Here is a 15322-nt window from a genome sequence, read left to right as displayed (position 1 = left end):
CGTGTGGACGCCCGGCACCGACGACGCCCGCCGTCCCGTCCTGGTCTGGATCCACGGGGGCGCCTTCATCTCCGGGTCCGGCGCCATGCCCAACTACTCCGGCGAGACCTTCGCACGGGACGGCGACCTGGTGGTGGTGAACCTCAACTACCGGCTCGGACCGCTCGGCCTCCTGTCCTGCACATCGGACGACGGCGCGGAGCACCACAACGTCTGGCTGACGGACCAACTGGCGGCGCTGCACTGGGTCCAGGACAACATCGCCGCCTTCGGCGGGGATCCCGACAACGTCACCGTCGCCGGCCAGTCCGCCGGCGCCCTGTCCACCGCGGCACTCGCGGGCCACGGAGGTGACGGCCGTCCGTTCCGCCGGGCCATCCTCCAGAGCGTCCCGCTCGCCATGCCCCTCGCCACGCCTGCCGAGTCCCTGGCCCGAACCGCCGCCTATCTGGAGATCGTCGGCGCGAAGGACGTGGACGAGCTGCGCACGGTGCCGTGGCCTCGGCTGGTCGAGGCCACCGCCGGACTCCTCACGGCCACCATGGAATGGGGACACTGGACCGCGCCGTTCATGCCGGTGCTCGACAAGGGGACGGCGGCGCGGCAGCCCGTCGAGAACCTGCTCGACGGTCCGGGCGCCGACATCGACGTCCTCATCGGCTGGACCAGGGAAGAGTCCGCCTTCACCTTCGCGCTGGGCGAGACGTACGCGTCGTCGACCGAGGAGCAGGTGCTCGGCCGGGCGCGGGACAGCCTCGGCGACGGCGCGGCCGAGGCGTACGCGGCGTACGCGGCCGCCCGCCCGGGCGCACGGCCCGTCGACGTCCTCGTCGACCTGACCACCGACGAGCTGTTCAGGAAGCCCACCCTGGCGTTCGCGGAAGCGCGGGCGGCACGGGGCCGCCCGGTCTGGGCGTACGAGTTCTGCTTCCCCACACCCGCGCACGACGGCCGCCTGGGTGCCCCGCACTGCCTGGAACTTCCGTTCGTCTTCGACAATTTCGACAGGTGGTCGCACGCGCCGTTCCTGACGGGAATGGACACCAGGATCAGGGACGGCCTCGCCAGGACCATGCACCAGGCATGGATCTCGTTCATACGCACCGGCGACCCCAACCACCCGGCCATGCCGCGCTGGGACCGGTACGACCGGCCATCCCGCACCACCATGAGCTTCGACACCGTCACCACGACCGTTTCCCCTCTCACGCCGCGCTGAGGGGCCCGCCTATGGGCTGCTCCGTCCAGATGGTCTTCCCCGAGCCGGTGAACCGGCAGCCCCAACGGTCGGTGAGCTGGGCCACGAGGAAGAGGCCACGTCCGCCTTCGTCCGTCTCCCGTGCGCGACGCAGGCGCGGCTGCGTACTGCTGGGGTCGGAAACCTCGCACACGAGCACCCGGTCGCGGATCAGCCGGAGCCCGACCGGGCCGCCCGCGTAGCGGATCGCGTTCGTGACGAGCTCGCTGACGACGAGTTCCGTCACGAAGCCCAGTTCGTCCAACTCCCAGTCGGAGAGCCGGCCCACCACCAGCTCACGGGCGTGCGCGACGAGGGAAAGGTCCGGTTCGAGTTCCCACGCGGCGACCTGATCGGACGCGAGGGCGTGGGTGCGGGCGAGCAGCAGGGCGATGTCGTCGGCGGGCTCTTGGGGCAGCACGCTGTCGAAAACGCCCTGACTGATCTCGCCCAGGCTCCGGCTCGAGTTCGCGCCGGCGAGCGCTCTCCGCAGTCTCTCCATTCCCTCCTCGATGTCGCCGCCGCGGCTGTCGACGAGTCCGTCCGTGAAGAACGTCAGAATGCTGCCGGGCCGTACGTCGAACTCCGTGACCTCAAAAGGAATTCCGCCGACTCCGAGCGGTGGTCCCGGCACCATGCCGACGAAGGCGGGCTCGTCACCCGGCGGCAGAAGGACCGGCGGCGGATGTCCTGCGGTGGCGGCGGCGCACCGCCCCGTCACCGGGTCGTAGACGGCGTAGAGACACGTCGCTCCGAGCACCGCGGGCTCCGCGCGGGATGCGCCGGTCACCTGCTCGCTGGAGAAACCGAGCACCAGATCGTCCAAGTGCGTGAGCAGCTCACCCGGATCCAGATCGAGGTCGGCCAGGGTCCGCACCGCGGTCCGCAGCCGCGCCATGGCCGCGGTGGCCTCGAGTCCGTGGCCGACGACGTCCCCGACGACGAACGCCACGCGCAACGACGGCAGCGGGATCACATCGAACCAGTCCCCGCCGACTCCCAAGCCGCCGCCCGCCGGCTGGTAGACGCCCACCGTCTCCGCGGCGGCGGAGTCCGAGGCCGAGCGCGGCAGCAGGCTTCGCTGCAGGGCCACCGCCGACCGGTGTTCCTTCGTGTAGCGGCGCGCGTTGTCCACGCCGAGGGCGGCCCTGGCGGCGACGTCCTGGAGCAGGGCCGCGTCCTCCTCGCTGAACGCGGAAGGCAGCTGACTGCGCCACACCGTGACGCAGCCGAGGATCAGGCCTCGCGCGTAGAGCGACACCGCCACGGAGGAGTGCGCCCCCCGCGGGACGAACAACGGCAGGCTCTCCGGATCCACGCCGAGTCTCGCGTGCAGGATGGCGACGTCCGGCACCAGCACGGGCAGCCCCTTCATGAGGGGACGCATCAACGCACTGTCCGTTACGGGGGGAATCGCCTCTCCCACCGCCAGGAGGTCCTCGGCGGATATCTCCGGGCTCTGCGCGGCCGCGGTCCGGCGCAGGCGGACGTCGCCGCTGGTGTCGAGGTGTGGGGGCTCGTCGCCCACGAGCACCTGTTCGGCGATGTCCACGGTCGCCAGGTCGGCGAAATCGGGGACGAGCAGATCCACGAGGGTCTCGGCCATCTCGATCACGTCCAGGGAGGCGCCGATGCCCGCGGCGGCGGCGTGCGACAGCCCCGTCCGGCGTCGCGACGCATCTCGCTCCGCCGCCTCCGCCGCGGTTTCCGCCGGGGTGACCAGGACGAGCCACTGCGCCTCGGCGTCGCCGTCGCAACCACCTGGAGTGCGGGCTTGAGCTGCAAGCCGGACAACCGTGCAGAACAGTGGGACCTTGTGACCCGCATGGTCTCCGTCTGGAAGTCTCACCAGGCGCCCGGCCGGTCCCGCCTCCGTTCCGGCGCGCGGCAGCAGCCCCAGCAACGGAGCACAGGTCCGGCCCGGCGGGCAATCCAGCAGCGTCGCGGCCCGCTCCGAACGGGCGACGACCACGCCTGCGTCGTCCAGTACGACCGCTGCCGTTTCGCTGACGGGCACCGAGGCCGGCCTCGGGCCACGACGCTCCGGTTCACGCATGTCGCCTCCACGCACCGTGACCTTCAGTATCGTCCCCGGCGGGAGACCCGGCGACCCGCGGCGCACGGGAGAACGGCCTGTGGCATCAGGGGGTCGGGCCGACGGTGTTCGCAACGTTCGAGTCCGAGACCGACCACTTCGGGTCCCGCGCCCAGCAGACCATGCTCAACTTCCGGGTCCGCGATCTGGATGCGATGCTCGCGCAGTTGCGCGCCAGGGGAGCGGACGTGGCCGAAGAAACGCAGGACATGGAGGGTGTCGGCCGCTTCGGCTGGGTCACCGACCCCGAGGGCCATCGGATCGAGCTGTGGCAGCCCGCTTGACCCTCGTCGCGCCGTACCGCTGGTACCTGCTCGACCGGGATGGCGGGGCGGCCGGCGGCGCGGGAGGCTGGGGGTATGCGAGGGCATGGCGCGGGCCGGCTGGCAGCCACGCTGGCCGCCGTTCTGCTGGTGGCGGCGTCCACCGGTCCGGGATCTCCCGGCGCCGGAGATCCCGGACGCCCGGTGGACATCGGCGGCGGGCGGAGCCTGTACCTGCAGTGCGCGGGGTCCGGGAGCCCCACCGTGGTGCTGCTCGCGGGGCTGCACGAGGCATCCGACTCCTGGTCGCTGACCGACACCACCCCACCCGTGCCGAAGGAGCCCGCGGTGCTGCCCGGGGTGGCCGCGTTCACACGGGTGTGCACCTACGACCGACCGGGCACCCTCCGCTACACCCAGCCACCGACGCTCACCACGCGCAGTTCCCCCGTACGGGGCACCCGGCCCCTGGCCGCCATGGTCCAGGACCTGGACCGGCTGCTGTCCGCCGGGCGCGTACCCGGGCCCTACCTGCTGGTGGGGCACTCCTTCGGCGGGATGCTCGCCCTGAGGTACGCGCAGGCGCATCCGGAACACGTCCGCGGGCTGGTCCTGGTCGACGCCCTCGGGCCCGGGCTGAAGCCCGCGATGGGGGCGGACTGGGCGGCGTACGTCGACGCCCTGCGGCATCCCGGGACGCCCTTCGACGCCGACCCCGCCTTCGAGCAGGTCGACATCGACGGCGGGGTCACCGCCATCGCCGAGGGCGGCCCACTGCCGCCGGTACCGGTGGCGGCACTCAGCAAGACCGCTCCCTTCGCGGCTCCGCCCACCATGTCGAAAGACCTGCTCGCCGAGCTGGAGGCGGCCTGGCCGAAGGCGCAGCAGGCGCTGGTGGGTCTGCGGCCGCAGACCCCGCACCTGTTGGCGACCGGCAGCGACCACTACGTCCAGCTCCACGACCCGGACCTCACGATCGCGGCGATCCGCCTGGTCGCGGACCGGGGCGGCTCGCCCGGCACGTGACGTTCCCCCGCGCGCGGGCCGCCGCGCGAAGCGCGAAGTGGCATCCTGTGGGCATGACGTCCGAGGTCACGGCCGCGGCGTGGGCGGCGCGACAGGTCGCCCAGGTCCGCGATGACCCTGCCGGGCGGACGGCCTTGATGGAGCGCTGCTATTCCGGCCCGTTCGGCAAGGCGCCCCAGCACCTGCCGTTCCGCCGGGCCGCGCTGTCGTTCATGCGCTGGCAGGTACGGCGGGGCGTGCTGCGGCCGGCGTCCGGCGACCTGCCAGGCAGTCCGTGGTGGCGTGAGGTGAACGAACGCATTCTCCGGGACGGCTGCGAGGCGGTGGGGCTCAGCGGCGGACTTGCGGGGCCGCCCTCCTCGCGTACGGTCGACCACTGGCTGTCCTTCGCCGAACGCCCCACCGCCCGGGCCTGGTACCGGGCGCACAACGGGAGCGTGGTAGCCGCCTACCTCGAGAACCGCGGCCTCGCGGAGGCGGAGAACGAGAGCGAGCGGTTCTTCATGAACGTCGTCCTCTGCCGCGTGCTCTACGCCCACACCCTCGTCGCGGCGCCCCGGATCTCACTCGGGCCGCTGCGTCCGCTCGCCCCGTTCCTCGGTGATCCGAGGCTGGGCATGACCGGGATCTTCCTGCAGCTGTCGCGGGTGCTCCCCGACGAGTACCCGCTCCGCGGCACGGTGCAGTGGCACCTCGACAGGGAGATCGGGTTCGGCCGGCTCCTCGATTTCGGGGTGATCGTTCCGCGCCTGCAACAGCTCTACGAGTGGTCGGCTCACGAACTCTCCGCGCCGGGCCTGCTCGGCTGCGTCCGTGAAGGAGCCCCGATCTACGCCTGGCCGTTCGACGACCGGCACGTCTGGCAGCCTCCGCGCTCCTTCGCCCTCCGGATGGTCCACCGGACGCTCCCGCCCGCACGACTCGCCCCGCCGCCCGGTCCGTAGCCACGGCCGCGAGCCGCGGAGGACGCGCCGTACGGACGGACGTGCCGTACAAGTCGTCCCGTACGGACGTGCCGCGCAGGGCGCGCCGTTCGGGCGGACGCCCTGTCAGAACCCCTGATGGCGAAGCCCGCTCCGGTGGAGCCGCCCCCGGACGCCCGCTGTCGGTGCCACCTGTCAGTATCGCGGACAACCCGCCTCGAGGAGACCCATGGGCACCTGGGACGTCGGCCCCTTCGACAACGACACCGCGGCGGACTTCTGCGGCTCCCTCGACGAGACCCCGGAAGCCGGCCGGCCCGGCCTCGTGCGGGACGCGCTCGTCCGGGTCCTCGACGCCGGCGACCCGCTCGATCAGCACCTGGCGGTCGAGGCGGTGGCCGCCGCGGCCCTCGTCGCCGCCCAGTGCCCCGGTGGCCGTCCCCTCACCAGCGCCTACGCGCCGGACCTGCCCGTCCCGGAGCTCCCGGCCGACCTGCGGGACACCGCCGTCCGCGCCCTGGACCGGATCACGGCCCCGCCGTCGGAGCTGCGGGAGCTCTGGGAGGAGACCGACCGGTACCTCCACTGGCTGCGCAGCCTGCACCTGCTGCGCCGGGTCCTCACCTTCCCGGCAGCGCGACCGGTGGCCGACTCCTGGGCCAGGATCGACGCGTGGATGCGACGGCACTCCCCCGCCTCCTACGCCCTGCTCGCGCCCCCGGCCGATCACGCCGAGGTCGAGGCCGCGCAGGAAGCGATGGGGATACGTTTCCCCGCCGACCTGCTGGACTCACTGGCCTGCCACAACGGGATCACCGAGTGGGACAACCTGCTCCCGGGCCGACCGCCCCTGTCCGTCGCGGGGATCCTCGGCCACTGGCAGATGTGCGTCGAGATCGCCGGGGACGACCCCGACCTGACCGAGGCCTCCGAGTGGAACGACGAGCCCTGGTGGCACCCGCAGTGGATCCCCTGGGCCCAGAGCGACGGCGACTCCGACGTCATCGACATGCGCGAAGGGCCCGGCCAGGGCCGCCTGGGCAGCGCGTCGCACGGCGACACCGGCCACTTCGACGACGGCTGGCCCTGCCTCGCCACCTACCTGACCGCGGTGGCCGATGCCTTCGAGCACGGCTCCGAGGTCGACGGGGCCGTCCCCTTCCTGACCACGCAGGGCACCGTGTGGTGGGACGGATCCGGCACGACCGACCTGAACGGCGAACCCCTCACACCCGCCCCGCGATCGCACGGGCAGGCCGCCGCGCACCGCGGAGGGCGGTGAGGCCTTTCGTTCGCCGGGTCCGTGATCCTGGAGGCATGCGTGCCGCCCGTCTGATCCGTATGGCCCTGCTCATCCAGTCGAGCCCCGGCCTGACCGCCGCCGCTCTCGCCCGCGAGCTGGACGTTTCCGAGCGGACGGTGATCCGCGATGCCCAGGCCCTGCAGGAGGCCGGCATCCCCGTCCGGTCGGAGCGCGGCCGGACCGGCGGCTACCACCTGGCCCCCGGCTACCGGACCCGGCTGACCACGCTGCATCCGGCCGAGGCGGAAACCCTGTTCCTGTCCGGGCTGCCGTCGGCCCTGCGGGACCTGGGACTGTCGGACGCGGCGGACACCGCCCGGCTGAAACTGACCGCCACCCTGCTCCCGTCCGTACGCGCGGCCGCCGAGGCGTCGGTACGCCGCTTCCACCTCGACGCCCCGGCCTGGTTCCGCGAGCCCTCCGCACCCGAGCTGCTGCCGGAGCTGGCCCGCGCGGTGTGGTCGGACCGGACCGTCGAGCTGTCCTACGCCCGGCCGGGCCGGGACGGCTCGCCGCCTTCCGCGGTGTCGCGGGTGGTGGACCCGTACGGGCTCGTCCTGAAGGCCGGCACCTGGTACGTCGTGGCACGTCTCCGTACCGGGGACGGGGATGGGGATGGGGACGCCGCTGGGGAGGGGCGCGACGGCGATTGGCGCACGTACCGCGTCGACCGTGTCACGGCCCTGGCGCCCGCCCCCGGCGTCCAGGAGCCGTTCGTACGCGATGCGGCCTTCGACCTGGCCGCGCACTGGGAGGCGCGCTCGCACGACTTCGCCCGCGCGCTGTTGCGCACCACCGTCACGGTGCGGCTGACCGCGTGGGGGCTGCGCCGGCTGCCGGCCGTCGTGGACGGAGCCGCCGTCGAGGACGCGCTGGCCTCCGCGAGCGCCCCGGACTCCGCCGGTCTGGTCACCCTCGACCTGACCGCGGAGTCCGAGGAGGTCGCCTTCGACCAGCTGGCCGGGCTCGGCGCGGACGCCGAGGTGCTCGCCCCGGCCTCCCTGCGCGCCCGCTTCCGTGAGCGCGCGGCGGCCCTGGCCGCCCTCTACCGGCCGGAGCCGAAGGGCGCGGAAGGGGCGAAGGGGGCAGCCGGGGCGAAGGGTCAGCGGTAGTCCTCGGCGGAGGCTTCCCTGCCGCCGTGGATGACGTCCTCGAAGTAGGCCCAGGCGTCCGGGCGGCTGCCGTCCGCGTCCCGCACCCCGTAGGTCTTCGCGAGCTCCCCGCTGGAGGTGGACTTCCCGTTCCAGCGGGCGGCCCGGCCGGGATCGGCGGCCAGCGCGGCGACCGCGCGGGCCAGGTACTGCGGGGACTCGGCGATGGCGAAGGCCGGCTCCCGGGCGATCGCGTCGCGCCAGTTCTCCTCGCTCACCCCGAAGTGGGCGAGCATCTGCTCCGAGCGCAGGAAACCCGGCGAGACCGCGACCGCCGTACCCCCGTACTCCGCCAGCTCCTGGCCCAGCCCGAACGCGAGCCGGATCGGGGCGTTCTTCGCCAGGTCGTAGTACATGTTCTCGCGGTAGCGGCGGTTGGAGCGCGCCGTGCCGTCGGTGACCTCCACGTGCAGCGGCGCGTCCGAACGGATCAGCAAGGGCAGCAGCAGCGCCGCGGTGATCACGTGAGAGCGCGCGCCGAGTTCCAGGATGCGCAGGCCGTCGGCGAGGGGGGTCTCCCAGCTCTTCTTCCCGAATACGGAGCCGGCGAGGAGGTGCTCACCGCCCCACAGGTCGTTGACGAGGATGTCGAGCCGCCCCTGTTCCCGGTCGATCCGCTCGACGAGGGCGCGTACCTGGTCCTCGTCGAGGTGGTCCGTGGGCACCGCGATGCCGGTGCCGCCGGCCGCGGTGACCAACTCGGCTGTCTCCTCGATGGTTTCGCTCGTCCGGCCGACCTCGCTGGCCCGGGTACGGGTGGTGCGGCCGGTGACGTACACGGTGGCGCCGGCCCGGCCGAGCTCGACGGCCTGGGCGCGTCCGGCACCGCGGGTGGCCCCCGCCACGAGCGCGATCCGGCCGGCGAGCGGGCGCCGCGGGTGGTCGGGGCCGGCGTTCCGGATGGTGATGTCCTCGTTGCTCATGTCATCCATCGTTCACGCCAATCCCGACAGATCCTGTCACCCTTTCTCCGCACCTCGCCGATCACCCGACGCCGCGCGCCGTCGGCCGTACGCCACCCGAGGCGTGCCGATCAGCACCCATCCTGGCGGCTACCTCGCCGGCGGACCGGAGGGTCCGCGTCCCGGTCACCGTCGTCGGCGGCAAGCCGAAGTCCCTGACGGTCCATCTCGTACGACGACGGCTACACCTGGCGCAGGGCCCCGGTCGCGTCCGGCGCGGTGACGGTGAAGAACCCGCCGAAGGGCGGCCACGTGTCCCTGCGGGGCACGGTGACCGACGCCTCGGGCAGCAAGTCGGAGATCACGATCACCCGGGCCTATCTGACGGACTGATCGCCGCGGCCCGGTCGCGCACGGAGGCTCGTCGGGCTCCGTGCGCACCGGGCCCGCACTCGTGCCTCCGGGTGCGGGGCCCGTACTCCGGCCTCCGGGTGCGGGGGCCCGTACGCGGGTCCCCGCACCCGGAGGGGATCAGGCGCCCCAGCGCAGGGCGATCGTGTCGCCCACGTTGATCACCTTCTCGCGGAGCGCGCCGGCGAAGGCGGAGCCGTCGACGCTCACCTTCCAGGTGTTGCCGCCGCTGTTGGCCTTGCCGTTGACGTTAGTGATGGTGCCGGTGCCCGACGAGGGGGTGACGCCGGTGACACAGCCCGACGGGGTGGCGCCGCTGGTCGCCGCGTTCAGGACGTCGCCGAGGGTGGTGGTCGTACCGGTCGGCGTGAAGGCCACCGAGCAGACCTTGAGGTTGCCGGCGCCGTCGTCGACGGTCAGGGCGAGCTTGGTGGCGGTGCCGGCGGTCAAGGTGGACTGCGCGACCCACTGCGGGGCCCCGGGGGTGACCGGGACGGGCGGGGCCGTGGTGAATCCGCCACCGGCCACGGCGCGCAGCGCGTCGATCGACGCGTAGGCGGTCGGGGTGGTGTCGGACGGCTTGTACTTGAAGCCGCCCGCCGGGTTGTACTGGTTGGCGATCAGGAAGTCGATCGGGGTCTTGCCGTTGACGGTGAGGAAGTCACCGGTCTGCGGGTTGATGCTGCAGGCGTTGAGGCCGGCGACGCCCCAGCCGTTGGAGCTGGTGTTGACCCCGTACAGGGAGTTGAAGGCACCGGAGTTGGCGACGAGCTTGCCCTTGAGGAAGTTCTTGGCCTGGACGACGTCGGTGTCGGTGTTGGGGACGCCGGAGACGCAGAGGGCGGCCATCGCGGCGCCGGTCATGTCGACGTCGCTCGCGGAGTTGAGGACGGTGGGGTTGCCCTCGGCCTTCTGGTAGGTCCAGCCGCCGTCGACGTGCTGGTTGGCCCGGATGCGCGTGACCATCGAGTCGGTGAGTGCCTGCGGAACACGGGCGCCGCCGGCCTGGGTCTTCGCGCCGCCCAGGGAGAGGGCCGCGAAGACGGTGCCGTTGAAGTTGCCGGACGGCCCGAAGTAGCCCGCCTCGGCGGTCTGCCAGTACGAGTAGACGTGCGCGATGAGGTTGCGGGAGGCCGACACGCGGGCCGGGTCGATGCCCGCGGCGTACGCGTTCAGGGTGCCGCGCTCGTAGTCGGTGACCACCGGTGCGCCGGAGGGCCAGCCCGCGGTGGACAGAAGGTTGCGGTAGACGGTCCGGGCGTTCTTCGTGGTGTCCCCGCCGGGGGCGACGTCGACGACCGCGGTGCCGGCGGCGGCGAAGGTGCTGAACGCCCACTCGTTGGACAGGCCGGAGCCGGCGTACGAACCGTCGGCCGCCTGGAGGGACTTGAGGTAGGCGACGCCGTTGGTCTTCGACGTGGCGATCTGCGCCGGCGACGAGGTCGCGAAGGCGGGCAGCGCGGTGAGGGCGAGGGCGCCGAGGGCGGCGGGCACCGCGAGCGCGAGGCGGCGGGGCGTGCGGGGACGGGGCGTGCGGGGACGGGACATGGCCTGCTCCTGGAATCGGCGGACGCCGGCCACTGCCTGGACACGCCGCAAGGAGCCCGCTCACGGTGGCGGGGCAGGGGCATGGCCGGAGAGCCGCCGTCCGGAACGCGTGGTACGGCTTCTGTGGTGCATCGCCGGATGGGCATTCGGGCTCGGAAACGGCCCCCGCCGTCCCACACCGCTGCGCGTCAGCTCCGGCATCGCACCGGATTCCCCCACGTGGCAGCCCAGGACGCTACCCGAGTGATCAAGGGACCGCCAGCCACCGGATCCGTGACGCGGACCGCCTCCGCCCGGGGCTGGTCCGCTGAGACTCAGGCCACCTTGACGCGTCGTCGGGATCCGTGTTGCACTCCGCCTGATAACTGCTCAGCACCAGGGGAAGCCGGTCGAATTCCGGCGCTGTCCCGCAACCGTAGGCCCGGTTCTTCCCGGGCGAGCCGGAATGCCTGGTGTTGGGCCACAGTACGAAGAGCGCCGTCGCGGATTGCGGTGTGGTCGTCGCAGCCTCTCCATGGCCTCAGGCCGTGCAGGGGCGCATCGCCACGTACGCAGCCGCCCGGCAGAGACGAGGGCTGCGGTGGGGACCGAACAGCAGGCAAAACGGCAATCGGGGACGAGACGGCGGCTCCTCTCCCTCGTGACCGCGACCTTCCTGACGCTCGGTGCGGGAGTGGCCCTCCTCACGGTTCCCTCGTCCGCCAACGCCGACCCGATCGAGCAGTGCACGGCCACCACCGGCGCCGTCGTCGCCGTCGACTTCGGACCCTTCGGCGGCAAGGTCGAGCGCGGCTGCGACACCACGCCGACGACCGGTTACGAGCTGCTGCACACCGGCGGCTTCACGACCGAGGGCACCGTCCACGACGGCCCGGCCTTCATCTGCCGCATGGGCAACGGCTCCTTCAACTCCGGTACGCAGTACCCCACTCCGGACAAGGAGGACTGCGTCCTCACCCCGCAGGCCACCGCGTACTGGTCGTACTGGATCGCCTCGCCCGGTCAGAAGAACTGGACCTACAGCCCGCTCGGTGCCATGTCGCGCACCCCGAAGCCCGGTGACGTGGACGCCTGGGTGTTCGGCGGCACCGACATCGGCGGCACTTCGGGCAAGCCCACCTTCTCCCCCGACGACGTGCGCGCGGGCGGCGGCGCCCCCTCACCGGACCCGACCGGGCCGACCGTGCCGCCGACCGTTCCGCCGGGCGCGGTCGACGTGGCCGCCGCCACCCGCTGGCTCACCGGGAAGCTGACGGACGGGGAGCGCGTCGTCGACGAGGGCTCCACCACTCCGAACCACTTCCTCACCAGCGAGGTCGTATTCGCCCTGGCCGCCACCGACAGGGAGAGCCCGGCGGCCCGGAAGGCCGCCGACTTCCTCGCCACGCCCGAGCAGACGGACGCGTACGCCTACCCGGCCGGCAAGGACGGGATCCCCGACGCCGGCGCCGCCGCGCGCCTCGCGCTCGTCGCCGAGGCCACCGGCAAGGACCCCCGTGCCTTCGGCGGCCACGACCTGCTCGGCGACCTCGTCAAGTACGTCTGCCCCAGGGACATCGGTGACGGTGAGACCGTCGAAGGCTGTCTGACCAGGGGGGACTTCCGGACCACCGGCCAGGCCGACGCCCAGGCCATGGCCGTCATCGCCCTCCTCAACGGTGGCGTGACGCCTCCCGCCGACGCCGTGAACCGGCTGAATGGCCTGCAGTGCGAGGACGGCGGCTTCACCGGCATCCTCATCCGCGCCGGCGAATGGTGCGACAGCGACGCGAGCTCCACGGGCCTGATCGCCCTGGCCCTCAAGCGGGCCGGCGGCCACGACGCGGCCGTCGAAAGGGCGCGGGCCCAGCTCAAGAAGTCCCAACTGGCGAGCGGCGCCTGGCCCTCCGCCTCCTTCATGACCACCGGCAGCCCGGCTTCCACCGGTTGGGCCGCCCAGGCCCTGCGCGCCCTCGGCGACGCCGGCCACGCGGACGCGGGCCTCTCGTGGCTCTCCAAGCACCAGTTCCCCGAGGGCGGTTTCGGCTTCGAGGCGGACGACACCGCATCGCGCGTGTTCGCCACCGTCCCCGTCGCCGTCGCGGGTGCCAAGAGCGACCTGGTGGCCCTGACGGGCAAGAAGGCCGACCCGACGCCGACGCCGACCGAGCCCAAGCCGACGCCCACGGATCCCAAGCCCACACCGACCGAGCCCAAGCCGACGCCCACCGAACCGAAGCCCACACCGACTGAACCGAAGCCCACGCCCACCGCCCCCAAGCCGACGGTCCCGCCGGGCGACGGACCGGACATCAAGAAGGGCGTGGCGTACCTCACCGCCCCCAAGCAGCTGATCCAGGGCCGCTACTACGAGAGCGAGCCCGGTGGGGGCCGTGCCGACTACGGCATGACCATCGACGGCGCCTACGCCCTCGCGGCCACCGGCGGTGACAACGCGACGCTGCGCAACATCGTCGACTTCTTCGACAAGGGCGGCAAGGACGCCCAGAACCGCGGCATCCACGACTGGACCCTCGTCGGCACGAAGTACGCGTCCGGCGGCTCCATCGGCAAGGCCGCCGTGCTCGCCGAGGCCGTGGGCCGCGACCCCCGCAACTTCGGCGGCCAGGACCTGATCTCCGCGCTCGCCAAGATCACCTGCCAGGCCAAGACCTCGACCCGCCAGGAGTGTGCGTCCAAGGGCAACTACGCCTACGCCACCTCCGTCTTCAAGCAGTCGCTCGGCGTCATCGCCCAGGTCCGCGCCGGCGAGACGGCCGCCGCGGCCGAGCCGATCGCGTACCTCAAGAGCCTCCAGGACCCCTCCGGCGGCTGGGTCAGCCTGATCGGCGAGCCCAGCACCACCGAGGTCGACTCCACCGCCATGGCCGCCATGACCGTGGACCTGCTGCCCGACGCCGACTCGCAGCGTGCCGTGGACCAGGCGCTGGCCTGGCTCGCGGCGCAGCAGAAGGCAGACGGCGGTTTCGAAGGCGCCTCCGGGAACTCCGTCAACTCCGCCGCCCTCGCCATCCAAGGGCTCTCGCTGGACGCGGCCAAGTACAGCGCCCAGATCGCCAAGGCCCGCACGTTCCTCGCGAGCCAGCAGAACGCCGACGGCGGCTTCAACGTCGCCAAGGGCAGCCAGCCCGGTTCCGACGTCCGGGCCTCCACCCAGGCCATCAGCGGCACCACCGGCGTCTCCTTCGGCACCCTCACCCGCAGCCTGGACGGCACCACCCCGCAGCCCGTCCCCAGCTCCACGGCCACCTCGGGCGGCACCGGTGGTACGAGTGGCAGCGGTGGTACGGGTGGTACGCCGGTCATCGTGACGCCCGGCGAGACCACGGGCGGCGCGGGCAGCGGCGTCGCCGTCGCGCAGGGCGGTCCGGGCGGTCCGGGCGGTCCGGGCGGTCCGGGCGGTCCGGGCGGTCCGGGCGGCAACCTCGCCTCCACCGGCGTCCAGGTCGGTGTGCTGGCGGGTACCGCAGCCGCGCTGACGCTGGCCGGCTGGCGCCTCGTCGTCATGGCGCGCGCACGCCGCAACCCCGCGGAGGCGGACCGATGAACTCCCGCTTCATGCGCGCCCTCGCCCGCGCAACGTCCGTGCTCGGACTGACGGTTGCGGCGTTCGCCGCCACCGCCGGCCCGGCCGGGGCCGCCCCGCAGCCGATGGGCCAGTGCACGACCTCGTCCGGTGTCGTCCTCGCGGTGGACTTCAGCCACTGGGGCGGGCCCGTCTACCGCTCCTGCGGCACCGCGCCCACCACCGGCTACGAACTCCTGAACCAGGGCGGCTGGGCGACCACCGGCACCGGCCACGACGGCCCCGCCTTCATCTGCCGGATCGGCTACAGCGGCCACCAGGGCGGCAAGCAGTACCCGACCCCGCAGCAGGACGACTGCGTCCTCACCCCGCCCGCCTCCGCCTACTGGTCGTACTGGCACGCGAACCCCGGCCAGAACACCTGGGAGTACAGCCAGCTCGGCGCCATGCTCTACAAGCCGAAGCCCGGCAGCGTCGACCTGTGGATCTTCGGCGGCACGAACATCGAGGGCACCGAGGGCAAACCCACGGTCACCCCCGACCAGTTGCGCGCCAAGAACACCAGGCCGACCGGCGGGCCCGCGCCCAAGGACACCCGCACGGCCGCTCCCCTCCCCCCGAGCGTCAACACGGGCCCCAAACCGGAGAACCCGCCGCCGCCGACCACGGCGCCCGGCCCCACGGCTTCGGAAAGCCCCTCGGCCTCGGCGAGCCCCTCCGAGAGCGTCTCGCCCACGCCCTCCGCGCCACCTTCGTCCAGTGCCCCCGCCGAGGCCGCGCCCGCACCCGGCCCCGCGGTCGTCGACGCGGCGCCCGCCGCCGACACCCAGCACGACGCGGGCTCGTACCTGCCCGCCGTCGCCACCGGAGCGCTGGTGCTGCTGATCGGCGCCGCCGCCGTGTTCGCGGCCAAGCGCCGCCGTCGTGCGGAGTAGCC

General features: G+C 73.0%; 10 protein-coding genes, 1 pseudogene and 2 riboswitches. Of the genes and pseudogenes, 8 read left to right on the top strand and 3 right to left on the bottom strand.

Translation table 11 applies throughout. The features are described from left to right. Window position 1 precedes the first annotated feature (1 nt). Complete coding sequence (locus OG534_RS35880; protein WP_326586244.1) at window positions 2–1219, top strand: carboxylesterase/lipase family protein; 1218 nt, start codon at window positions 2–4, stop codon at window positions 1217–1219. Here OG534_RS35880 and OG534_RS35875 read toward each other — a convergent pair. Next, window positions 1206–3254: an ATP-binding SpoIIE family protein phosphatase gene (locus OG534_RS35875; RefSeq protein WP_326586245.1), complete on the bottom strand. Its 2049-nt coding sequence runs from the start codon at window positions 3252–3254 to the stop codon at window positions 1206–1208. The two genes, OG534_RS35880 and OG534_RS35875, sit on opposite strands and share 14 nt — an antisense overlap. A 101-nt stretch (window positions 3255–3355) precedes the next feature. Here OG534_RS35875 and OG534_RS35870 point away from each other — a divergent pair. The 5 genes and pseudogenes from OG534_RS35870 to OG534_RS35850 all read left to right on the top strand — a co-directional run. Continuing rightward, a pseudogene (locus tag OG534_RS35870) lies at window positions 3356–3616 on the top strand (VOC family protein); the annotation flags it as partial. Between the two features lie 75 nt (window positions 3617–3691). Next, the gene (locus tag OG534_RS35865; protein WP_326586246.1) at window positions 3692–4621 is read left to right on the top strand and encodes an alpha/beta fold hydrolase; all 930 of its coding nucleotides are present in this window, start codon (window positions 3692–3694) and stop codon (window positions 4619–4621) included. 53 nt (window positions 4622–4674) lie between these two features. After that, a complete protein-coding gene (locus tag OG534_RS35860) occupies window positions 4675–5565 on the top strand; it encodes a hypothetical protein (protein WP_326586247.1) in 891 nt (296 codons plus the stop codon). A 208-nt stretch (window positions 5566–5773) separates the two neighbouring features. Further along, window positions 5774–6826, top strand: coding sequence for a DUF4259 domain-containing protein (locus OG534_RS35855; protein ID WP_326586248.1), 1053 nt, complete (start codon window positions 5774–5776; stop codon window positions 6824–6826). Window positions 6827–6861: 35 nt separating this feature from the next. Continuing rightward, window positions 6862–7959, top strand: a complete 1098-nt coding sequence (locus tag OG534_RS35850; protein WP_326586249.1) for a helix-turn-helix transcriptional regulator — start codon at window positions 6862–6864, stop codon at window positions 7957–7959. Here the strand turns inward: OG534_RS35850 and OG534_RS35845 are convergent. Continuing rightward, complete coding sequence (locus tag OG534_RS35845; RefSeq protein WP_326586250.1) at window positions 7950–8921, bottom strand: SDR family oxidoreductase; 972 nt, start codon at window positions 8919–8921, stop codon at window positions 7950–7952. The genes OG534_RS35850 and OG534_RS35845 overlap by 10 nt on opposite strands. A 510-nt stretch (window positions 8922–9431) precedes the next feature. After that, on the bottom strand, window positions 9432–10859 hold the full coding sequence (locus tag OG534_RS35840) for a hypothetical protein (protein WP_326586251.1): 1428 nt from the start codon (window positions 10857–10859) through the stop codon (window positions 9432–9434). A gap of 120 nt (window positions 10860–10979) precedes the next feature. Further along, window positions 10980–11117: riboswitch (cobalamin riboswitch) on the bottom strand. An 80-nt stretch (window positions 11118–11197) separates the two neighbouring features. Then, window positions 11198–11330: riboswitch (cobalamin riboswitch) on the top strand. Between the two features lie 109 nt (window positions 11331–11439). On the opposite strand from OG534_RS35840, the gene OG534_RS35835 reads away from it, so the two are divergent. Continuing rightward, window positions 11440–14406, top strand: a complete 2967-nt coding sequence (locus tag OG534_RS35835) for a prenyltransferase/squalene oxidase repeat-containing protein (RefSeq protein WP_326586252.1) — start codon at window positions 11440–11442, stop codon at window positions 14404–14406. Then, entirely contained in the window at window positions 14403–15320 is a 918-nt protein-coding gene (locus OG534_RS35830; protein ID WP_326586253.1) for a hypothetical protein, read from the top strand. The genes OG534_RS35835 and OG534_RS35830 overlap by 4 nt, the downstream gene beginning before the upstream one ends. Window positions 15321–15322 lie beyond the last annotated feature (2 nt).

This window comes from Streptomyces sp. NBC_01294, from assembly GCF_035917235.1.
Classification (GTDB): Bacteria; Actinomycetota; Actinomycetes; order Streptomycetales; family Streptomycetaceae; genus Streptomyces; species Streptomyces caledonius.
This window is presented reverse-complemented; position numbering and strand designations above follow the sequence as displayed.